The organism is Streptomyces sp. NPDC054872, from assembly GCF_053610705.1.
Genome location: NZ_JBSGYY010000004.1, coordinates 304486 through 326249, shown reverse-complemented (window position 1 = coordinate 326249; position 21764 = coordinate 304486). Strand labels below are relative to the sequence as shown.

At 69.6% G+C, this 21764-nt stretch carries 18 protein-coding genes; 13 read left to right on the top strand and 5 right to left on the bottom strand.

Annotation, left to right across the window (positions count from 1 at the left end; genetic code table 11):
* Positions 1 to 110 precede the first annotated feature (110 nt).
* The gene (locus ACWGIH_RS07350) at positions 111 to 749 is read left to right on the top strand and encodes a TetR/AcrR family transcriptional regulator (protein ID WP_453449961.1); all 639 of its coding nucleotides are present in this window, start codon (positions 111 to 113) and stop codon (positions 747 to 749) included.
* Here the strand turns inward: ACWGIH_RS07350 and ACWGIH_RS07345 are convergent.
* The gene (locus ACWGIH_RS07345) at positions 746 to 2134 is read right to left on the bottom strand and encodes a cation:dicarboxylate symporter family transporter (RefSeq protein WP_453449978.1); all 1389 of its coding nucleotides are present in this window, start codon (positions 2132 to 2134) and stop codon (positions 746 to 748) included. The genes ACWGIH_RS07350 and ACWGIH_RS07345 overlap by 4 nt on opposite strands.
* A 181-nt stretch (positions 2135 to 2315) precedes the next feature.
* On the opposite strand from ACWGIH_RS07345, the gene ACWGIH_RS07340 reads away from it, so the two are divergent.
* The 6 genes from ACWGIH_RS07340 (at position 2316) to ACWGIH_RS07315 (ending at position 10428) form a co-directional block, all read left to right on the top strand.
* The gene (locus ACWGIH_RS07340; protein ID WP_453449960.1) at positions 2316 to 3989 is read left to right on the top strand and encodes a sensor histidine kinase; all 1674 of its coding nucleotides are present in this window, start codon (positions 2316 to 2318) and stop codon (positions 3987 to 3989) included.
* Complete coding sequence (locus ACWGIH_RS07335) at positions 3986 to 4672, top strand: response regulator (protein WP_453449959.1); 687 nt, start codon at positions 3986 to 3988, stop codon at positions 4670 to 4672. Before ACWGIH_RS07340 ends, ACWGIH_RS07335 begins: the two co-directional genes overlap by 4 nt.
* 210 nt (positions 4673 to 4882) lie before the next feature.
* The gene (locus tag ACWGIH_RS07330; protein WP_453449958.1) at positions 4883 to 6244 is read left to right on the top strand and encodes an extracellular solute-binding protein; all 1362 of its coding nucleotides are present in this window, start codon (positions 4883 to 4885) and stop codon (positions 6242 to 6244) included.
* A gap of 118 nt (positions 6245 to 6362) precedes the next feature.
* A complete protein-coding gene (locus ACWGIH_RS07325) occupies positions 6363 to 7286 on the top strand; it encodes a carbohydrate ABC transporter permease (protein ID WP_453449977.1) in 924 nt (307 codons plus the stop codon).
* Between the two features lie 36 nt (positions 7287 to 7322).
* The gene (locus ACWGIH_RS07320) at positions 7323 to 8150 is read left to right on the top strand and encodes a carbohydrate ABC transporter permease (protein WP_453449976.1); all 828 of its coding nucleotides are present in this window, start codon (positions 7323 to 7325) and stop codon (positions 8148 to 8150) included.
* 61 nt (positions 8151 to 8211) lie between these two features.
* Positions 8212 to 10428: a protein kinase domain-containing protein gene (locus tag ACWGIH_RS07315; protein WP_453449957.1), complete on the top strand. Its 2217-nt coding sequence runs from the start codon at positions 8212 to 8214 to the stop codon at positions 10426 to 10428.
* 15 nt (positions 10429 to 10443) lie between these two features.
* Here the strand turns inward: ACWGIH_RS07315 and ACWGIH_RS07310 are convergent, their stop codons facing one another.
* A complete protein-coding gene (locus tag ACWGIH_RS07310; protein ID WP_453449975.1) occupies positions 10444 to 10932 on the bottom strand; it encodes an HIT family protein in 489 nt (162 codons plus the stop codon).
* Positions 10933 to 11095: 163 nt separating this feature from the next.
* On the opposite strand from ACWGIH_RS07310, the gene ACWGIH_RS07305 reads away from it, so the two are divergent.
* From ACWGIH_RS07305 to ACWGIH_RS07295, 3 genes are all read left to right on the top strand, one after another.
* Positions 11096 to 11752, top strand: coding sequence for a hypothetical protein (locus tag ACWGIH_RS07305; protein ID WP_453449956.1), 657 nt, complete (start codon positions 11096 to 11098; stop codon positions 11750 to 11752).
* Positions 11740 to 12795, top strand: a complete 1056-nt coding sequence (locus tag ACWGIH_RS07300) for a hypothetical protein (protein ID WP_453449955.1) — start codon at positions 11740 to 11742, stop codon at positions 12793 to 12795. The genes ACWGIH_RS07305 and ACWGIH_RS07300 overlap by 13 nt, the downstream gene beginning before the upstream one ends.
* Before the next feature lie 174 nt (positions 12796 to 12969).
* Positions 12970 to 13605, top strand: coding sequence for a helix-turn-helix domain-containing protein (locus tag ACWGIH_RS07295; RefSeq protein ID WP_453449974.1), 636 nt, complete (start codon positions 12970 to 12972; stop codon positions 13603 to 13605).
* Between the two features lie 25 nt (positions 13606 to 13630).
* On the opposite strand, the gene ACWGIH_RS07290 is transcribed toward ACWGIH_RS07295, so the two are convergent.
* Positions 13631 to 14656 (bottom strand): 6-phosphofructokinase, encoded by a 1026-nt coding sequence (locus tag ACWGIH_RS07290; RefSeq protein WP_453449954.1) that lies wholly within the window; start codon positions 14654 to 14656, stop codon positions 13631 to 13633.
* Positions 14657 to 14964: 308 nt separating this feature from the next.
* Between ACWGIH_RS07290 and pta the strand changes: the two genes are divergently transcribed.
* From pta to pyk, 3 genes are all read left to right on the top strand, one after another.
* Positions 14965 to 17049 (top strand): phosphate acetyltransferase, encoded by a 2085-nt coding sequence (gene pta, locus ACWGIH_RS07285; protein WP_453449953.1) that lies wholly within the window; start codon positions 14965 to 14967, stop codon positions 17047 to 17049.
* A 23-nt stretch (positions 17050 to 17072) separates the two neighbouring features.
* Positions 17073 to 18281 (top strand): acetate kinase, encoded by a 1209-nt coding sequence (locus ACWGIH_RS07280; protein WP_453449952.1) that lies wholly within the window; start codon positions 17073 to 17075, stop codon positions 18279 to 18281.
* A 100-nt stretch (positions 18282 to 18381) separates the two neighbouring features.
* Positions 18382 to 19800, top strand: a complete 1419-nt coding sequence (gene pyk / locus ACWGIH_RS07275) for a pyruvate kinase (protein ID WP_453449951.1) — start codon at positions 18382 to 18384, stop codon at positions 19798 to 19800.
* A gap of 75 nt (positions 19801 to 19875) precedes the next feature.
* On the opposite strand, the gene ACWGIH_RS07270 is transcribed toward pyk, so the two are convergent.
* Complete coding sequence (locus tag ACWGIH_RS07270; RefSeq protein ID WP_453449950.1) at positions 19876 to 21210, bottom strand: hypothetical protein; 1335 nt, start codon at positions 21208 to 21210, stop codon at positions 19876 to 19878.
* A complete protein-coding gene (locus ACWGIH_RS07265) occupies positions 21200 to 21754 on the bottom strand; it encodes a DUF6114 domain-containing protein (RefSeq protein ID WP_453449949.1) in 555 nt (184 codons plus the stop codon). The genes ACWGIH_RS07270 and ACWGIH_RS07265 overlap by 11 nt, the downstream gene beginning before the upstream one ends.
* Positions 21755 to 21764 lie beyond the last annotated feature (10 nt).

Below are 21764 nucleotides of genomic sequence, written 5' to 3'. Positions count from 1 at the left end.
ACATTGCACAACCCTGTGCAACTACACACTGCTGTGCAAGATACTCCATGTTGCACAGCAGTGTGCAAGTGGGGGGAGCGTGGGCGCGGCCGAGTGGGCAGAATGGGGCCATGAATCCCCGCCCCGCGAGCAGCGTCAGAGCCGACGCCAACCGCCGCCGTATCCTCGACGTCGCCGTCGCCGAGCTGCTGCGCGACCCCGACGCCTCCATGGACCAGATCGCGCGGGCCGCGGGCGTCGTGCGGCGGACGGTCTACGGTCACTTCCCCAGCCGTGACGCGCTGATCGAGGCGATCGTGGAGCGGGCCATCGCGGCGGTGGAGACCGCGCACGCGGCGGGCCGCGCGGGCGTCGAGGACCCCGCGGAGGCGGTGGCCAGTTCGTTGCTCGCCGTGTGGGAGGTCGCCGACCGCTACCGCCTGCTGCTCTCCCTCGGCGAGCGGAGCGTGACGATGGGCGGCATCCGTGAACGGCTCGGCCGCGTCCACGAGGAGGGCCTCGAGACGTTCCAGCGCGGCCTGGACGACGGCACGTTCGTGTCGCCGCTGCCCACGCGGGCGCTCGGCTACGTGCTCGAAGGGATCCTGTTCGCCGTGATGGAGGCCGTCAACGACGGCGTCGTACCAGCGGAAAAGGCGGGCAGGTCCACCGCGATCACGTTTCTGACCGCGGCGGGCCTGCCCGCCTCACAAGCCACCGAGCTGGTGACGAAGGTCGCCGACAGAAGGGCGGCGACCGTCGAGGGCTAGGCCGACACCGACTTCTTCTCGCTGCCGCCCGGCTGCGTCGGGACGGCGTCCACCGTCTCCTGGTCCGCCTCGACGGGCTCGGCAGCACTGTCGTCGAGCAGCGTCTTCTCGTCGAACGGCACGCGTCCGGCGAGGACGTCGTCGACCCGCTGCCGGTCGACCTCCTTGGTCCACGTACCGATCAGGAGCGTGGCCACCGCGTTGCCCGCGAAGTTGGTCAGGGCGCGGGCCTCGCTCATGAAGCGGTCGACGCCGATGATCAGGCCGACACCGTCCACCAGGGCCGGCTTGTGCGACTGCAGGCCACTGGCCAGGACCGCGATGCCGGACCCTGAGACACCCGCCGCACCCTTGGACGCGATCATCATGAACAGGAGCAGGGAGATCTGCTCACCGATGCCGAGCGGCTGGTCCATCGCCTCGGCGATGAAGAGCGACGACATGGTCAGGTAGATCATCGTGCCGTCGAGGTTGAACGAGTAGCCCGTCGGGACGGTGATGCCGACGACCGGGCGGCTGACGCCCAGGTGCTCCATCTTCGCGATGAGCCGCGGAAGCGCGGACTCGGACGAGGAGGTGGAGAGGATCAGCAGGAACTCGCGGCCCAGGTACTTCAGGAGCTTGAAGAGGTTGACGCCGGTCACCAGGCGAAGCAGCGTGCCGAGCACGATGAGGATGAACAGCGCGCAGGTGACGTAGAACCCGATCATGATCGTGGCAAGCGCCTTCAGGGCGTCCGTGCCGGTCTCGCCGACCACCGCCGCCATCGCGCCGAACGCGCCGATCGGGGCGGCCCACATGATCATGGCGAGCACGCGGAAGACCAGCTTCTGGATGTGCCCGATGCCGCGCAGGATCGGCTCACCGGAGCGGCCCATGGCCTGCAGCGCGAAGCCCACGAGCAGCGCGACGAGCAGCGTCTGCAGCACCTCGCCCTCGGTGAAGGCGGAGACGAGCGTCTTCGGGACGATGCCGAGCGCGAAGTCGACGAGCCCCTTGTTCGCCTCTTCGGCCGCGTCGTGGCCCGCGCCCTTCTCGGAGTCCGTGATGTCCATGCCGGAGCCCGGGTGCAGGATGTTGCCGACGATCAGGCCGATGGCGAGCGCGACGACGGACATCGCGACGAAGTACGCGAGGGCGAGGCCGCCGACCTTGCCGACCTTGGCGGCCTTACGGACCGAGCCGACGCCGAGGACGATCGTGCAGAAGATGATGGGCGAGATCATCATCTTGATCAGGTTCACGAAGCCGGTGCCGAGCGGCTTGAGCTCCGTGGCGAAGTCGGGGAAGAGCAGGCCGACACCGATACCGAGGACCACGGCGATGATGACGGCTATGTACAGATAGTGGGTGCGGTCCCGCTTGGCTGCGGGAGCCTTGGCCACCTGGCTGTCGGTGGTGTCGGCCACGAGGGCCCTCCTTGAACGACTACGTCGGCGTTTTCGGCCAGTGCGTGCGGCTCACGTCCTGGGCAGGCGAATCTCGGGTGACTATCTCTCGCCCTGTGAGGGCGGTCACCCTTGCGTTCATTTAGTTCGTACTTATACGGCGAGGCAGACTGGCACCATGTCCCTCGCCCGTCCGCCCCGGCCACGCAGCCTCGCCGGACAGCTCTTCGCGATGCAGATCGTGCTCGTCACCGTCGTGGTGGCCGGATGTGCGCTCTTCACGTTCCTGAGCGACCGGCAGCAGGCCGAGGAGGGCGCGCGCCGCCAGGCGACGGCCGCGGCACGGGCGGTCGCGGACTCCCCCTCGGTGCGTGAGGCGGCGCTCGCCGAGGACCCGACGAGGACCCTCCAGCCGTACGCCACCGCCGTACGCCTGCACACCGGCGTCGACTTCGTCACGATCATGGACCCGGACGGCATCCGCTGGACGCACCCCGACGAGGAGCAGATCGGCGAGCGCTTCCTCGGCCACCGGGCGGAGGCGCTGCGGGGCCAGACCTTCACCGAGACGTACACGGGGACGCTCGGCCCCTCGGTGCGCGTGGTCACGCCGATCCGGGCGGCCGACGGCACGGACCGCATCATCGGCCTGGTCAGCGCGGGCATCACCATCGAGGAGATCAGCCAGAAGGCGCGCGGCCAGCTGGCCGCCCTGCTCGGCGTCGCGGCCGGCGCGCTCGCCCTCGGCGGACTCGGCACGTACGTCATCAACGCCCGTCTGCGCCGCCACACCCACGGCATGAACGCCACCGAACTGAGCCGCATGCACGACTACCACGAGGCCGCGCTGCACGCCGTGCGCGAGGGCCTCCTGATGCTGGACGGACAGCGGCGCATCGCCCTCATCAACGACGGGGGACGCGAGCTGCTCGGCGTCTCGGGCGACCTGGTCGGCCGGAACGTCGCCGAGCTCGGCCTGCCCGCGCCGCTGACGGGCGCGCTGCTCGCGGCCGAGCCGCGGGTCGACGAGCTGCACCTGACGGCGGACCGGGTGGTCGTGGTGAACACCTCGCCCGTGTCGAGCGGCGAGCGACGGGGCACGGTCGTGACGTTGCGCGACCACACCGAGCTGCAGGCACTGACCGGCGAGCTCGACTCGGAACGCGGCTTCACGCAAGCACTGCGCTCGCAGGCCCACGAGGCCGCGAACCGCCTCCACACGGTGGTCTCGCTCATCGAGCTGGGCCGCGCGGACGAGGCCGTCGACTTCGCCACGGCCGAGCTGGAGCTGGCCCAGACGCTGACGGACCAGGTGGTCGCGGCCGTGAGTGAGCCGGTGCTCGCCGCCCTGCTCCTGGGCAAGGCGGCCCAGGCGAACGAACACGGCGTGGAGCTCGTCGTGTCTCCCGACAGCAGCATCGACGACGGGATGCTGCCCGCCGGTCTGCCCGCACGCGACCTGGTGACGGTCCTCGGCAACCTGATCGACAACGCGGTGGACGCGGCCCAGGGCTCCCCCGCGGCCCGCGTCACGGTGACGGCACGCGCGGACGAGGCAGGACTCACGCTGCGGGTGTCCGACACGGGCCCCGGCGTCGCCCCGGCCCACGCGGAGGCGGTCTTCCGGCGCGGCTGGTCGACGAAGGCCACGGCGGGCCGCGGCCTGGGCCTCGCCCTGGTCCACCAGACGGTGACGAAGCACGAGGGGACGCTTAGGGTGCGGGAGGCGCCCGGTGGCGGCGCGGAGTTCGAGGTCCTCCTCCGGACGGCCGCCGCACTTGTGCCCACGACGCCGGGTGCCGATGAAGAGGCGTCCGGTCCACCGGACGCGGCAGACGGAGGCACCACGTGACAGAGCCCATCCGCGTCCTGGTCGTGGAGGACGACCCGGTGGCCGCCGACGCCCACGTCCTCTACGTGAACCGCATCCCCGGCTTCCACGCCGTGGGCAAGGCGCACAGCGCAGCCGAGGCGAAACGCGCCCTGGACCGTACGGAGGTCGATCTCCTCCTCCTGGACCTGCACCTCCCCGACGGCCACGGCCTCCAGCTGGCCCGCACCCTGCGCGCCGCGGGCCACCGCACGGACGTCATCGCCGTCACGTCGGCCCGGGATCTCGCCGTCGTACGCGAGGGCGTCTCCCTCGGCGTGATCCAGTACGTGCTGAAGCCCTTCACCTTCGCCACCCTCCGCGACCGCCTCACCCGTTACGCCGAGTTCCGCACCGCCGCGGGCGAGGCCACCGGCCAGGACGAGGTGGACCGCGCCCTGGCCACCCTGCGCGCGCCCGGCCCCGCCGCCCTGCCGAAAGGGCTCAGCGGCCCCACCCTGGAGCGGGTGACCCGCACGCTGCGCGACGCACCCGCCGAGGGCGTCACCGCCGCGGCCGCCGCCGAGGCCGTGGGGATCTCCCGCATCACCGCGCGCCGCTACCTGGAGCACCTGGTCACCACGGGCCGCGCCGCCCGCACCCCGCAGTACGGCCACGTCGGCCGCCCCGAGTACGCCTACCGCTGGCTGACGTCGAACACCTGACGCCTCAAGTCCCCGCCCGTGTACGCCGGTTGCCGCCCCTCCGAAACCCCGGAAGCGTCCGTGCGCCGCCTCCAATAACAACGTTGTCACGTTGATGACAAGGGGCGACGCACGGGCATTGACCTTGCTCCGAACCCGCCCTTACGTTCACCGGGCAGCCCCGCGTTGCGCCCCGCGTGATAACCCGGCCGCGTCGGCCAGTAGGAGGTCGTGCCCGTGCGTCCCACCACCCCTCTGCTCCTCGCCACCGCCCTGGTCGCCGCCGGCACCCTCACCGCGTGCGGCGGGGACTCCGGCGACGATCCGGACACCGTGAAGGTCTCCTTCAAGCAGTCCACGGACAACCAGGTCAAGGTCATGGACACCTTCCTGGCGGACATCAAGAAGCAGTTCGAGAAGGAGAACCCCGGCAAGAAGGTGAAGCTGGTGCCGATCAAGGCGCCGGACTCCGAGTACTACACGAAGCTCCAGCAGATGATGCGCTCCCCGAAGACCGCGCCCGACCTGGTCTACGAGGACACCTTCCTCATCAACTCGGACATCACCAGCGGGTATCTGAAGCCGCTCGACCCGTACCTGGACAAGTGGAAGGACTGGGACCAGTTCATCGACACGTCCAAGTCGGCGGCGAAGGCCGCGGACGGAAAGACGTACGGCGTGCCGGACGGCACCGACACCCGCGGCCTCTGGTTCAGCAAGAGCATCTTCAAGAAGGCCGGTCTTCCCGCCGACTGGCAGCCGAAGTCGTGGGACGAGATCCTGGAGGCGGCGCGGACCATCAAGAAGAAGGTCCCGGGCGTCACCCCCATGAACGTCTACACGGGCAAGCCCGCGGGCGAGGCAGCGACCATGCAGGGCATGGAGATGCTCCTGTACGGCACGGGCAAGGACCCGATGTACGACCCGAAATCGAAGAAGTGGGTGACGGGAAGCCAGGGCTTCAAGGACTCCCTCGAATTCGTCGAGACGGTCTACAAGGAGAAGCTCGGCCCTGACGTCTCCGACGCCCTCGACCCGAACTTCGCCACCCGGGTGCGCGGCGAGCTGCTCCCCGAGGACAAGCTCGGCATCAACCTCGACGGCTCCTGGCTGCCGCAGGACTGGGGCAAGGGCGCGGGTCACGAGTGGCCTCAGTGGTCCCAGAAGCTGGGCCTGGCCCACATGCCGACCCAGAACGGCGAGGCGCCCGGCAAGGTGAGCATGTCCGGCGGCTGGACCTGGGCCATCCCGTCCAAGGCGTCCAACCCGGACCTGGCGTTCAAGTTCATCGAGCAGATGCAGACCAAGGCCAACGCGCAGAAGTGGTACGTGGCGAACTCGGGCATCGCGGTCCGCGAGGACGTCGCCGCCGACCCCGACTACCTCAAGGCGCAGCCCGGCCTGAAGTTCTTCACCGACCTGGTGGCATCGACGCACTACCGGCCCGCTTACCCCGCCTACCCGAAGGTCTCCACCGCGGTGCAGGAAGCCATGGAGAAGGTCACGACGGGAGACGGGTCCGTGGCCGACGCGGCGAGCGGATACGACGACGAGGTCAAGGCGGCGACCGACGGCGAGGTCGTCGAGAAGTAGCCGGCACCCGTACGCGGAGCGGTGCGTGGCCATCCGCACGCGCCGCCCCGCGCCCGTCCGTACGCAAGGGAAGTGAGTGCCCGAGGTGACCACCGCACCCCCCGCCGGGCCCGGCGACATCGCCAAGACCGCGCCGGGCCCGAGCGCGCCGCGCCCGTCGCGCCCCCCGTCCCGCGGCAAGCTGACGGGCCGTGCCCTGTCCCGCGCGCTGCCCGTCTCCCCCGCCGTGATCCTGCTGCTGCTGTTCCTGGCGGGACCGATCGGCTACTGCGCCTACATCGCCTTCACCGACCTGCAGCTCACCGGCCAGGCGGAGTCGAGCTTCGTCGGGTTCGACAACTTCCGTAAGGCCTTCGGGGACGAGGCGTTCCTCAACGCGGTCTGGCTGACCCTGGTCTTCACCCTGGTGTCGTCGATCCTCGGGCAGAACACCATCGGCCTCGCGCTCGCGTCCCTGATGCAGCGGGCGTCCAAGCCGGTCCGCACCGTCACCGGCGCGATCGTGATCACGGCGTGGGTGCTGCCCGAGGTGGTGGCTGCCTTCCTCCTGTACGCGTTCTTCCGCCGCGAGGGCACCCTCAACGCGGTCCTGGACTTCCTCCATCTGCCGTCCCAGAACTGGCTGTACACGCTGCCGATCCTGGCGGTGTCGTTCGCCAACGTGTGGCGCGGCACCGCGTTCTCGATGCTGGTCTACTCGGCGGCCCTGAACGAGATCCCCAAGGAGATCACCGAGGCGGCCGAGGTGGACGGCGCGGGCGGCTGGCGCCGCATGTGGCACATCACGCTCCCGATGATCCGCCGCTCCATCGGCACGAACCTGATGCTGAACACCCTGCAGACCCTCTCCGTCTTCGGTCTGATCTGGGTGATGACGCGAGGCGGCCCGGGAAACCGCAGCCAGACACTCCCCCTGTTCATGTACGAACAGGCCTTCCAGAAGAGCATGATCGGTTACGGCACGGCGGTGGCGCTGCTGCTCCTGGTCGTCGGCTCACTCTTCTCCCTCGTCTACATGCGCCTGCTCCGCACGGAGGTCTGAGTGTCCGCCAACACCGTCAAGTCGCCCGCCCGCAGCATGGGTTCACGCCGTACGACACGGCGGCTCGCAGCGGACGCGGGGCTGCTCGTGGTCGCGGCGGCGTTCGTCCTGCCGCTGGCCTGGGTGATCCTGTCCTCGCTCGACACCGAGGCCGACCTCAAGGTGAAGGTCCCCGACGGCATCACCCTGGACAACTACGACGCGGTCCTGACCCCCGAGATCACCTTCACTCCCCTCCTCAACAGCCTGCTGCTGTGCGGCGGGGGCACGCTCCTGACGGTGGTCTGCGCGGCGCTCGCCGCGTACCCCTTGTCCCGCTTCACGTCCCGCCTGAACCGCCCCTTCATGCTGACGATCCTCTTCGCCACGAGCCTGCCGATCACGGCGATCATGGTCCCGGTGTACGCGCTGTTCGTGCAGGTCGACCTGATCGACACGATGCAGGGCACGATCTTCTTCTTTGCCGCGTCCCAACTCCCGTTCGCCATCTGGCTGATGAAGAACTTCATGGACGGAGTACCGAAAGAGCTCGAGGAGGCGGCGTGGACGGACGGCGCGTCGTCGTTCCAGTCGCTGATCCGTATCGTGCTGCCGCTGATGGGCCCGGGAGTGGCCGTGGTCACGGTCTTCTCGTTCGTCATGATGTGGGGCAATTTCTTCGTCCCGTTCATGCTGCTCCTGACCCCGGAGCAGATGCCGGCGTCGGTCAGCATCAACGACTTCTTCGGCAACAAGGGGACAGTGATCTACGGCCAGTTGGCGGCCTTCTCGATCATCTACTCCACGCCGGTGATCCTCCTGTACGTGCTGATCTCACGGCGGCTCGGCGGAGGGTTCGCGCTGGGAGGTGCGGTGAAGGGGTGACCCGGGCCCTCCTCGGCCACCCGCTCCCCTGGCTAGGATCGCCGCATCCGAGGGAGGGCACATGCGGGGGCGTTCGCTGAACGGCCGGTACGAGCTGCTTGAGCGGCTCGGCGCGGGCGGCATGGGAGAGGTGTGGCGGGCGCGGGACGCGAGCCTGGGCCGCGACGTGGCGGTGAAACTCTTCGCGGCGGCGGAGTCGGCCGACGCCGACGAGCTGGACCAGCTCCTGGCCCGCTTCCGGCAGGAGGCCCGGGCCGCGGCCTCACTGGACAGCCCGTACATCGTCGCCGTGCACGACCACGGCACGGACGACAGCACGGACGACGGCACCCCGCATCCGACCCCGTACCTGGTGATGGCCCTGGTGCAGGGACGTTCCCTCGACCACGTGCTGCGCGAGAACGTCCGCGTGCCCGTGGCGGACGCGCTGCGCTGGGCGGCGGACATCTGCCGCGCCCTGGACGCGGCGCACTCGGCGGGTGTCGTGCACCGTGACATCAAGCCCGGCAACATCATGATCACGCGGGACGGCACGGCCAAGGTCGTCGACTTCGGCATCGCGACGTTCATGGAGCGGGCGGCGGGCGACTCGCGTCTGACACGGACCGGAGAGCTGCCGTTCGGCAGCGTGCCCTATCTGGCGCCGGAGCGGTTCCGGCAGGAGCCGGGCGACGGCCGCACCGACCTCTACGCACTCGGCTGCGTCCTCTACGAACTCCTGGTCGGCAGGCCGCCGTTCACCGGCACAGCGGCCGGCGTCATGTACAACCACGTCAACGACGCCCCCCTGCGGCCCTCACGCGCGCGGCCCGAGGTGCCGGCGCCGGTCGAACGCCTCGTGCTCGACCTCCTGGCCAAGGACCCCGCCGACCGGCCCGCGGACGCGGCGACGACCCTGGAGCGGATCCTGGCGGCGGCGGACCAGGGCGTGGGTGACAGTGCGGGCGGGGCCGACGGTGCGGTGCGGGACGCCGTCGTGGCCGAGCGGGAGCGGCAGGTGGCTGACGACGTGGAGGACGCTCGCCCCCAGCCCGAGCCCCAGCCCCAGCCCCGGCCGGTCAGCAAGGTGTCCACGCCGCCGGGCGCGCGAGGCTCGCGGCAGAGCCCGCGCAAGAAGCGGCGGCTGCTGATCTCCGCGGCCTTGCTGCTCGCGGTCGGCATCCCCACGGGCCTCGGCGTACGTTCCCTCGCCGCGTCCGAGGGGGGATCAGGGGCCCCGGCCGTGTACGAGATAGGCGTCGCCCACAGCTATACGCACGTCGGCACGGCACGCTCCGGCGGCGGAGCCGACGAAACCTCGGAGTTCAAGCAGTTCACGACGCAGCAGCTGCGTACCGTCGAGTCCGCCTTCGCCGAGACGCTCGGCGAGAAGAGCGGCAGCCGCTTCCGTCTCGTCCCCGTGGCCGCGGACCCGGACACGACATCCCGCGAACTGCTCGCCGAGCACCCGGACATGCTCGCCGTCATCGGTGACACCGTCGACTTCTCCTGGGTGCACGACACGGACGAGGCGTTCCTGCCGGAGATCAGCACGTGCTACGACGTCGCCCACGCCGGGGGCGCGTTCGCGATCCCGGCCGACGACGAGCGGCAGGGCGAGGCGATGGCCGAGTACCTCCTGACCCGGACCGACGCGCGCCGGGTGCTGGTGGCGGAGGACAAGGTCTGGGCGGACCGGCACGACGGCATCGGGACCGGGCTGCGCGACGCGGGCGTGACCGCCGAGGCGCTGGAGGTGCGGCCTGACGAGGTGAAGACGGACCAGATCCCGGCGCTGGCCGACGAGGCGAGGGCGGACGCGGTGGTGGTGCCGATAGGGACGGACGTCGCCGTGTGGGCGAAGAAGCTCAGGGCCGACGGCTTCACCGGACCGGTCCTCGCCCAGAGCGCACCCGAGGGGGTCTGCGAGGACTCGGCGGAGCGGGCGCGGGCCGAGGAGACGGCGGCGGGTGTCCCGGAGGGGGTCCTGCGCACGCGCAACTACTCCGGTGAGCCGGGCGACAACCTCCCCGCACGCGGCAACCAGGAGCTGTACGACGGCGCCCTGGCACTGGCGACGGCGCTCGAAAAGCTTCCCGCGGACGCCTCGCCGACTTCACTCCGCCACACCTTGGACCGCGAGATCCAGGACGTCTCGGTCAACGGCGTCCTGGACGAGGTCTCCTTCGAGAAGCGCCGCTCGGCACGTGAACGCCCGGTGTGGTTCGACCGCCGGGGCAAGGGCACCTGGACCGAGATCGGCAAGGTGGACAAGGGGTACGAGCCGACGAAGCAGTAGCGGTGACGACGGTGGCTACGGGCCGACGGCGGCCCGCAGCCGCGCGGCGAGGTCGGCCATCTCCCCCGGCGGCACGTCCAGCACCCCGTTCTCGGTCATCAACACGTGGAACTGCTGCTCCTCGTAAGGGATTCCGGGCGGCAGGGCGGCGATGTGCCAGTGGAGGTGGCTGTTCCCTTCCTGACTTCCGAGGGAGTAGAGGTAGGTGCGCTCGGAGTCGAAGACCCGCTCGACGGCGCGGGTGACCTCGCGCACGAAGAGCATGATCCGTACGTACGCCGCCTCGTCCAGGTCGCGAACGGCGTGCTCCACGTGGGCTTTCGGCGCGACGAGGACCTTCCCGGGAAGGGTGGGCCACCGATCGAGAAAGGCGACGTGCGCGTCGTCCTCGTGGACGACGTGATGGGCGTAGCCGTCCTCTCCGGCAAGAAACGCACAGACGAAGCAGGGCCCGCTACGAGCCCGCTCCATGTACCCCGCGAGATCCATGGCCTTCCGCTCCATCACCACGTGCACTCCCTCTTCTCCACCGGTCAGTAGGCCGCCCGATTCACCGGGATGAACCCCTCACGCCCCATTGCTCATCAGATTTCTCTCTGGTGCCGCTGATCAGCTCCCGCTAGCGTGCTTAGCTCGCGCCAACTCTCACCCTCACCAGGAGCCGTCAGTGAACCGCCCTCTCCGTCTCGCGACGGTCGCCCTCACCGCGTCCGCGGCTCTGCTGCTCACAGCCTGCGGCAGCGGCGACGACGAGTCCAAGGACAACGACAAGATTGCCGGGGCGGACAAGGGGGGCGCGAAGGAGTCGGCTTCGCCTAGCACATCGGAACCGGCTGGGGCTGAGCGGCCCAAGATCAAACTCCCTTCCGACGTCAAGCTGTCCTTCAAGCCGGAGCAGACCGGCGAGACGGCCAAGGACGCGATCCTCCGAGACAACTCGGACTTCATCCGCGCGCTCAACGCGGCGATCGTCGCCGGCGACCCACGGCTCCCGGCACTGGAGTTCTATACCGAAGGCGAGGCGGCCGCGTCGTCGCAGAACTGGGTGAAGGCGTTCAAGGACGCGGGCTGGACGGTCACAGGGACGGTGAAGTACTTCAACCGCCAAGTGACCGTGAAGTCCAAGACAGCCGCGTCACTCACGTACTGCGGCGACGAGAGCAAGGGCTACAGCAAGGTCATCAAGACCGGTCAGGTCAAGCGCACCAAGGTGACCAAGAAGAGCTACATCCTGTACGGCGCTCAGGTCGAGAAGAACCAAGAGGGGGTCTGGGAACTCGTGAAGATCACATCCACCCGGGGTGCTGCGGTATGCCAGCCATGAGCCGACCAAGCCGGATCCTCACCGTCACAGCCCTGGCAGCCATGGCATGGACCCTTGTTCCGCCTGCCGCCTTTGCCGACCAGACGCCGCCAGGGGGCGGCGGGCTCGGGGGCGGCAACGGCTCCGACAGCGACGCCTCCGGCAACGCCGACGGAGACCAGCTGTCCGCCACCGCGTCCGGCATCGTCTACGACCGTTCCAAGAACGGCACCGGGGCCAAGACCGGGGCAGTCACCCCCGCCACGAACTGGACCCCGCCCGCCTGCTGGTACGCCCCCAAGTTCTCTCCCGCTCAGTTCAAGAAGTACGTCGAGCCGATCTGGCAGGCCGAGTCGACGGGCCATGAGTGGGACTTGACGCAGAAGAAGCGGTACGTGGACGGCGAGCCCTACAAGGACTTCAACCAGGACAAGACCGGCAAGGGCTACTGGTGGACGTCCTTCTCCAACGACAGCTACCCGCCCGGCTGGGACGCCTGCAACAAGCCCGTCTTCTGGGTCGACAAGGGCGATCCACCCCCGGCGGACATCCCCGAGGCCATCACCCCCGAGATCCTCGCGAAGCTCGCGTACGCCGAAGTCCGCGTACCCGGCACCGAGGTGACCCTCGCCCCGGAGGGCCCGACGAAGGTCAACCTGCCGACCTGGGCCTGGCTGGACGGCGCGGAGTTCAAGCCGGTGTCGGTGACGGCCTCCGTACCCGACATCGGCATCGAGGCGACCACGACCGCCGAACCCGTCTCCCTCAAGATCGACCCCGGCACCAAGGACGCCGAGACCTACCCCGCATCCGGCGTCTGCCCGATCAACGGCGACGGCAAGATCGGCGAACCGTACGCCAAGGGCAAGTCCGAGCAGGACCCACCCTGCGGCGTGAAGTACCTCCGCTCGTCCGGCGACGGCTCGTACCCGCTCAAGGCGACCGTCACCTGGAAGATCCACTGGACGGGCACCGGCCAGAACACACCAAAGAATCTGCCCGAGGGCGAGTTCGGCGCGGACCAGGACGTCGTGGTCGAGGAGATCCAGTCGATCAACCGGTAGAAGGGGTCCGCCCAGCGGCCCGTAGCTTCGCACCAATCCGCAACCTCGTATGAACGCACCGTAGTCGCCAGCCCCTCGCGCCCATACCGTGTGCCCGTGCAATCGAGCCAGCCCAACCAGCCGACACCCCCGTTCAACTTTCCCGCCGCCCGGCGTCTACGTGAGGCGCTGGGGATGGCGCACGGGCATGTCGCCTATGGGATGCGGGCGAGTTACGGGCTCACCTACATCACCCCCGAGACCATCGCCGCCTGGGAGCGCGGTCTCGCCGCGCCCACCTCCGCCGAGCTCACCGCGCTGGCGGGGACCTTGTGGTGCTCCCCCGGTGAGCTCATGGGCGCCGCCACCACTCTGCGCGAGCACCGGCTCGCCCGTGGGCTCGCGCCCGAGGACGTGGCGCGGGGGTCCGGTGTCGAGATCCAGGCCTATCTGCACATGGAGGAGACCAACACCTGGCGCGGCAACGAACGGCAGTCCGCCGCCCTCGCCGACGTGCTGCAGCTCCCGTTGCCCGACTTCATCAACGTCATCGGACGCTCCGACGAGCTGGCCGACCTGCTGCGCAGGGCCGTCACCACCCGCTGGCAGGGGTATGTGCGGCCCGTCAGCAAGATGCTGCCCGTGCAGAAGCGACACGTCGAGGACGTGCTGCAGCAGCTGCACGCCGACTACCAGTCGCGCATGGTCCGCACGCTGAGCTGGGGCGGCGGGGCCGGGGCCGACGCCTCGGGGAGCGCCGGCCAGGACTTCCTGGACAAGGTCCTGGAGCACTTCTGGACCCAGGTGCGGGGGACGGGGGCCGGGGGCTGAGCACCCCCGGCGGGCGGACCGATCCCTAGAAGACCGACTCCGCCTCGTCCATCCGGTCCTTCGGCACCGTCTTCAGCTCGGTGACCGCCTCCGCGAGCGGCACCATCGTGATGTCGGTGCCCCGCAGCGCCGTCATGCGGCCGAAGTCGCCGCGGTGCACCGCCTCCACCGCGTGCCAGCCGAAGCGGGTCGCGAGGACACGGTCGTACGCCGTCGGGGTGCCGCCGCGCTGGACGTGGCCGAGGATGACCGGCTTGGCCTCCTTGCCGAGGCGGGTCTCCAGCTCGAACGCGAGCGCCGTACCGATGCCCTGGAAGCGCTCGTGGCCGAACTGGTCGATCGCGCCCACGCCGTAATTCATGGTGCCCTCCTGCGGGTGGGCGCCCTCGGCGACGCAGATCACCGCGAACTTCTTGCCGCGCGAGAACCGCTCCTCGACCAGTTTGACCAGGTCAGCGGGGTCGAAGGGGCGCTCGGGGAGGCAGATGCCATGCGCGCCGCCCGCCATGCCGGACTCCAGGGCGATCCAGCCCGCGTGCCGGCCCATGACCTCGACGACCATGACGCGCTGGTGGGACTCGGCGGTCGTCTTGAGGCGGTCCATCGCCTCCGTGGCGACGCCCACCGCGGTGTCGAAGCCGAAGGTGCGGTCGGTGGAGGAGATGTCGTTGTCGATCGTCTTCGGCACACCCACCACCGGCAGGCCCGCGTCCGACAGCATCTTCGCGGCCGTGAGGGTGCCCTCGCCGCCGATGGGGATCAGGGCGTCGAAGCCGATCTCCTCGGCGAGCGCGGGCGCGTCCTCGCAGGCCGCGCGGAAGCGGTCCCGCTCCAGCCGCGAGGAGCCGAGAATCGTTCCGCCACGGGCCAGGATGCCGCTGACCTCGTTGAGGCCCAGCGAGCGGTAGCGGCCGTCGAGCAGGCCCGCGTAACCGTCCTCGAAGCCGATGACCTCGTCGCCGTAGTGCGTGACGGCTCGGTGCACGACCGACCGGATCACTGCGTTGAGGCCAGGGCAGTCGCCGCCTGCGGTGAGAATTCCGATGCGCATCGTGCTGTGTCTCCTGCTCGCTGTTGATGCGTGTGAGCCGGTCCGATTGTTCCATGGCCGCGAACCCGGTGCCGCTCACACACAGAGCGACCCGTTCACGGCTGGCCCGGCCGATCCTGGGGAGAAGGCCCTTGGGCCCGCTCCACCGGGCCTTTCGTCCGGCGGGCGACCTAGCCAGCCGCAGAGGTATTGTCAAGAGGGCACGGCAACCATATCGGGTCATTTGTCCGGCCCTGACGGAAGCTGCCCGGTCTCGCCGGGCGGCCAGGGAAACCCGCGGCGGAGCAGCGGAGAAGGGGAGAGCACGCGTGACGCGCAGCGTGTACGTGACCGGGATCGACCGGGGCGACGGCCGCCAGGTCATCGAGCTGGGAGTCATGGAACTCCTGACCCGCCAGGTCGACCGGGTGGGGGTCTTCCGGCCGCTGGTCCACGACGGACCCGATCGTCTCTTCGATCTTCTGCGGGCCCGCTATCGGCTCGCGCAGGATGCCGCGTCCGGGTACGGCATGGATTACCACGAGGCCTCCGCGATCCAGGCCGAGCAGGGTACCGACGAGCTGGTCAGCCGGCTCGTCGACCGTTTTCACCGGGTGGCCAGGGACTACGAGATCGTCCTGGTGCTCGGCACGGACTTCGCCGATACCCAGCTCCCGGACGAGCTGTCCCTCAACGCCCGCCTCGCCAACGAGTTCGGCGCCTCGGTGATAGCCGTCGTCGGCGGCAAGAACCAGACCGCCGAGTCCGTCCGGGCCGAGACGCGCAACGCCTACCGGGCCTACGAGAGCCTGGGCTGCGACGTCCTGGCGATGGTCACCAACCGGGTGGCGCCCGCCGACCGCGACGAGATCTACGACAGCCTCGCGGCCGGGCTCCCCGTACCCAGCTACGTCCTGCCCGACGAGCCCGCGCTCGCCGCCCCCACGGTCGCCCAGATCACCCACGCGCTCGGCGGCCGCGTCGTGCTCGGTGACGACGCGGGCCTGGCCCGTGACGCGCTCGACTTCGTCTTCGGCGGCGCGATGCTGCCGAACTTCCTGAACGCCCTGACCCCGGGCTGCCTCGTGGTCACCCCCGGGGACCGCGCCGACCTCGTCGTGGGCTCGCTCGCCGCGCACAGCGCCGGTACGCCGCCCATCGCGGGCGTCCTGCTGACCCTCAACGAGCAGCCCGGCGAGGCGATCCTGAAGCTCGCCGACCGCCTCGCGCCCGGCACCCCGGTCATCGCCGTCTCCGGCGGCTCCTTCCCCACCGCGGGCGAACTCTTCGCCCTGGAGGGGAAGTTGAACGCCGCCACGCCCCGCAAGGCAGAGACCGCCCTCGGGCTCTTCGAGCGGTACGTCGACACGGCCGGTCTGCTCAGCCGCGTACAGGCCCCCAGCAGCGACCGCGTCACGCCGATGATGTTCGAGCACAAGCTCCTGGAGCAGGCGCGCTCCGACAAGCGGCGCGTCGTCCTGCCCGAGGGCACCGAGGAGCGCGTCCTGCGCGCCGCCGACGTGCTGCTTCGCCGCGGCGTCTGCGACCTGACGCTCCTCGGCCCGGTCGAGCAGATCCGCAAGAAGGCCGCGGACCTCGGCGTCGACCTCGCCGCGTCGCAGCTCATCGACCCGCAGACCTCCGAGCTGCGGGACGCGTTCGCCGCCAAGTACGCCGAGCTGCGCGCCCACAAGGGCGTCACCGTCGAGCTGGCATACGACGTCGTCGCGGACGTGAACTACTTCGGCACCCTGATGGTGCAGGAGGGGTTCGCCGACGGCATGGTGTCGGGTTCCGTGCACTCCACGGCCGCCACGATCCGGCCCGCGTTCGAGATCATCAAGACGAAGCCGGACGCCTCGATCGTCAGCTCGGTCTTCTTCATGTGCCTCGCCGACAAGGTGCTGGTCTACGGCGACTGCGCGGTCAATCCGGATCCGAACGCCGTGCAGCTCGCCGACATCGCGGTCCAGGCGGCGGCCACCGCCGAGCAGTTCGGCGTGGAGCCGCGGATCGCGATGCTCTCGTACTCGACGGGTACGTCGGGTTCGGGCGCCGACGTCGACAAGGTGCGCGAGGCGACGGAGCTGGTGCGGGAGAGCCGCAGCGACCTGAAGATCGAGGGTCCGATCCAGTACGACGCCGCCGTGGAGCCCTCGGTCGCGGCGACGAAGCTGCCGGACTCGGAGGTGGCGGGGCAGGCGAGCGTGCTGATCTTCCCGGACCTGAACACCGGCAACAACACGTACAAGGCCGTGCAGCGCTCGGCGGGCGCGATCGCCGTCGGCCCGGTCCTCCAGGGCCTGCGCAAGCCGGTCAACGACCTGTCCCGCGGTGCCCTCGTGCAGGACATCGTCAACACCGTGGTCATCACCGCGATCCAGGCCCAGGGCCGGCCTGCCACCTCCGTATGACATCTACAGAAAGCGCCGCACCTGTGACCGCCACCCGTGTCCTCGTCCTCAACTCCGGCTCGTCGTCGGTGAAGTACCAGTTGCTCGACATGCGGGACAACGCACGTCTCGCCGTCGGCCTGGTCGAGCGCATCGGCGAGGAGACCTCACGGATCAAGCACACCCCGCTGACGGGCGGCGACGAGCGTGAGCGCGAGGAGCCGATCGCCGATCACGAGTCCGCCCTGAAGGCGGTCGCCGCCGAGCTGACCGCCGACGGGCTCGGCCTGGACTCCCCCGAGCTTGCCGCGATCGGCCACCGCGTGGTGCACGGCGGCCTGAAGTTCACCGCGCCGACGGTCGTCACGGACGAGGTGCTCGCGGAGATCCAGCGGCTCGTGCCGGTGGCGCCGCTGCACAACCCGGCCAACATCACCGGCATCCGCACGGCCCAGGCCCTGCGTCCCGACCTCCCCCAGGTCGCCGTCTTCGACACGGCGTTCCACACGACGATGCCGGAGTCGGCGGCGCGCTACGCGATCGACGTGGCCACCGCCGACCAGCACCGCGTGCGGCGCTACGGCTTCCACGGGACGTCGCACGCGTACGTGTCCCGGGAGACGGCCAAGCTGCTCGGCAAGACGCCCGGCGAGGTGAACGTCATCGTGCTACACCTGGGCAACGGCGCGTCCGCGAGTGCCGTGCGGGGCGGCAGGTGCGTGGAGACATCGATGGGGCTCACGCCGCTTGAGGGGCTCGTGATGGGTACCCGTTCCGGTGACGTGGACCCGGCGGTCGTCTTCCACCTGGCCCGCGTCGGCGGGATGTCGATCGACGAGGTCGACACCCTGCTCAACAAGAAGAGCGGTCTGGTCGGTCTCTGCGGCGACAACGACATGCGGGAGATCCGGCGCCGGATCGACGGGGGCGACGAGGCCGCCTCGCTCGCCTTCGACATCTACATCCACCGTCTGAAGAAGTACATCGGCGCCTACTACGCGGTGCTCGGCCGGGTGGACGCCATCGCGTTCACGGCGGGGGTCGGTGAGAACGCGGCGCCGGTGCGGGAGGCTGCCGTCGCGGGCCTGGAGGAACTGGGGCTCGCGGTCGACGGAGAACTCAACGCTGTACGTTCCGACGAGGCCCGGCTGATCTCACCGGAGTACGCCCGGGTCGCGGTCGCCGTCGTCCCCACCGACGAGGAACTGGAGATCGCGCGGCAGACCTACGCATTGGTCGGAAACCCGGCATGAACACCGTGCGTCAACGCCACGCCTGAGCGCAGTTCCGCCCATTTGTAGATTCCACCAGACGGAATATTCCGAAGCGAAACAAACCGATAGGATCGCCCCCATGCGCCGTTCCAAAATCGTCTGCACGCTGGGCCCCGCCGTCGACTCCGAAGAGCAGCTCGTCTCGCTGATCGAGGCCGGCATGAACGTGGCCCGCTTCAACTTCAGCCACGGCACGCACGCCGAGCACCAGGGGCGGTACGACCGCGTCCGTGCCGCTGCCGACAAGACCGGCCGTGCCATCGGCGTCCTCGCCGACCTGCAGGGTCCGAAGATCCGTCTGGAGACCTTCGCCGAGGGACCCGTCGAGCTGGTGCGCGGTGACGAGTTCACCATCACCACCGAGGACGTCCCCGGCGACAAGTCCATCTGCGGCACCACCTACAAGGGCCTGCCCGGTGACGTCTCCAAGGGCGACCAGGTCCTGATCAACGACGGCAACGTCGAGCTGCGGGTCGTCGAGGTGAGCGGGCCGCAGGTGAAGACGATCGTCGTCGAGGGCGGCGTCATCTCCGACCACAAGGGCATCAACCTGCCCGGCGCGGCCGTGAACGTGCCCGCGCTCTCCGAGAAGGACATCGAGGACCTGCGCTTCGCGCTGAAGATGGGCTGCGACATGGTCGCCCTCTCCTTCGTGCGCGACGCGAGCGACGTCAAGGACGTCCACAAGGTGATGGACGAGGAGGGCCGCCGGGTCCCCGTCATCGCCAAGGTGGAGAAGCCGCAGGCCGTCGCCAACATGGAGGGCGTCGTCGCGGCCTTCGACGCCGTCATGGTCGCCCGTGGTGACCTGGCCGTCGAGTATCCGCTCGAGAAGGTCCCGATGGTGCAGAAGCGCCTCGTGGAGATGTGCCGCCGCAACGCCAAGCCGGTGATCGTCGCGACCCAGATGATGGAGTCGATGATCACCAACTCGCGCCCCACGCGCGCCGAGGCGTCCGATGTCGCCAACGCGATCCTGGACGGCGCGGACGCGGTCATGCTGTCCGCCGAGTCGTCCGTGGGCGCCTACCCGATCGAGACCGTCAAGACGATGTCGAAGATCGTCGCGGCGGCCGAGGAGGAGCTGCTCGCCAAGGGTCTGCAGCCGCTCGTGCCCGGCAAGAAGCCGCGTACGCAGGGTGGTTCGGTGGCCCGTGCCGCGTGCGAGATCGCGGACTTCCTCGGCGGCGAGGCGCTGATCGCCTTCACGCAGTCCGGTGACACGGCCCGCCGTCTGTCCCGCTACCGCGCGGCCCAGCCGATCCTGGCCTTCACCACCGACGAGGCCACCCGCAACCAGCTCTCCCTGAGCTGGGGCGTCGACTCGTACGTCGTGCCGCACGTCGACAACACCGATGCGATGGTCGACCTCGTCGACGCCGAGCTGGTCAAGCTGAACCGCTTCAACGACGGCGACACCGTGATCATCACGGCCGGCTCGCCCCCCGGTGTCCCCGGTACCACCAACATGGTCCGGGTGCACCACCTCGGTGGCTGACACACCCTGATACGACACTGAGGGCGCCCCCTGACGCAGGGGGCGCCCTCAGCGCTTCGCGGCTCCCGGTGAAGATCAGTCGGTGATCGTCTGGCTCAGGCCGGGGACGTGCAGGTTGCCGCCGAACTGGCCCGCCTGCTGCACCTTCACGTCCGTGAAGTAGATCAGCGGGATGTTCAGGGGCGGCGGGTGCTCCGGGTCGAACGTGATCGGGATCAGGCCGAAGAGCTTGCCGGAGATCGACTCGGTGTACATCGTCGTCTCGCCGCCACGGATCGTGGACGTGGAGCCCTTCTCGGCCTGGACGTGGTACTTCTTGCCGGCCGGGCCCTCGACGATCTGGTGCAGGTCGCCGATGTCCGTGTTCTGGACGACGTACTTCAGGGCCTGCTTGGTCTTGCCGTTGGGCATCGTCAGGTTCACGACGCCCTGGTAGTCCGCACCCTTGAGGGTGAGCGAGCTGGCTTCCAGGTTCCACGGCTGGTTCGGGATCGGCGCGGGCGTCTGCTCGCCCTTTCCGTCGACCTTCTTCTCGACCACGCACGGGAACGGCTTCTTGCCGTCCTCGTCCGGTGCCATCGGGTCCTCGGCCTCGTCCTTGGCCTTGTCGGCAGCTTCCTCAGCCGCCTTCTCGGCCTCGTCCTTGGCCTTGTCGACCGTGTCCCCGGCCTTGCCGGCACCGTCCTTGACGCCGTCCGTGACGTCGTCGACGGTGTCCTCGACGGGCTTGGTGACGCCGTCGACGGTGTCCTTCGCCGTGTCCTCGGCCTTCTCCTCGGAGGACTTGCTCTCCTCGGAGGCGGAGGGGGTCGGCGTGGGGCTCTCGGACTCCTTCTCGTCGGGCGTGAAGAGGTCCTTGAGCGCGGGACCGACACCCAGCGGATCCAGCGGGTTCTTGGTCTCGGAGGGCTCCGGAGCGGGCTCCTCGGCCTTGTCCTCCGAGGGCGACGGGGTCGGCTCGGTCTTGTCGTCGCTGTCGGAGCCGTCGGAGTCCGAGCCCGCCTTGTCACCGGCGGAGGGCGACGGAGTGGGCTCGGCGGCCTCGTCCTTCTTGGCCGCGTCCTTCTCCGCCTGCTCGGCCTTCTCCTGCTCCGCCTTCTCCGCGGCAGCCTTGTCGGCCTCCTTCTCGGCGTCCTCGGTGGCCTTGGTGGCCTCGGACGCGTCGTCCGGCGCCGTGACACACGGGCCGTCCTGGAAGGGGTTCTTCGGCAGCGGCTTGGCCTGCGCGAGCTGGGGGGTCAGACCCATGCCCATGAGGACGGCGGTCGGCATGGCCGCGATGGCTATCGCCTTGCCCGCCGGGACGTGCAGGCGGGTGAGGAGCGGCTTTCTGGGTGCCGCGTGGCGCGGCCCGGATCTCGCGCGGGGCTCACCCGCGGAGTCCACATGGTGCACCTCGTCAGCCGGCACGGTGCCTCCCGTTCGTCCCGTTGTCCGGGCTCGTTCCTGACAGATCGTCCGTAGTGCCGCTCACCCCGTTCGCGGCCCCCGCGGCCGCGGGCTCCGGCGCCCCGTCGTCAGAGCCTTCGGTCCGCTTCCTCGCGGAACCCTTCACCGGCTTGGCCGCGGCCCAGGAGATGCCGAGGGCACCGCCGAGCAGAGCGAGCAGGAAGCCGACGACGAAGCCGCCGAAGTTGGAGACCACCAGAGACACCAGGGCGAGCAGAATCGCCGCGACACCCGCGAAGATCCGGGAATGCGGCTGGAACCACATGGTCAGGCCGAGCACGACAAGCAGGACGCCGATGATCAGCGAACCGGCACCGGCGGTCGTCGCCATCCGGATCGTCATCGTGCCGATCGTGAGGTTCGCGTACGGGAAGTACATGATCGGGATGCCGCCGAGCAACGTCAGCAGACCACCCCAGAACGGGCGCTGACCGCGCCACCCTCGGAACGATCGGCGCATCCGGCCGAGCTTGTCGCCCAGTCCCACTTGCGCTTCGGCGCTCATGTCGTACAGC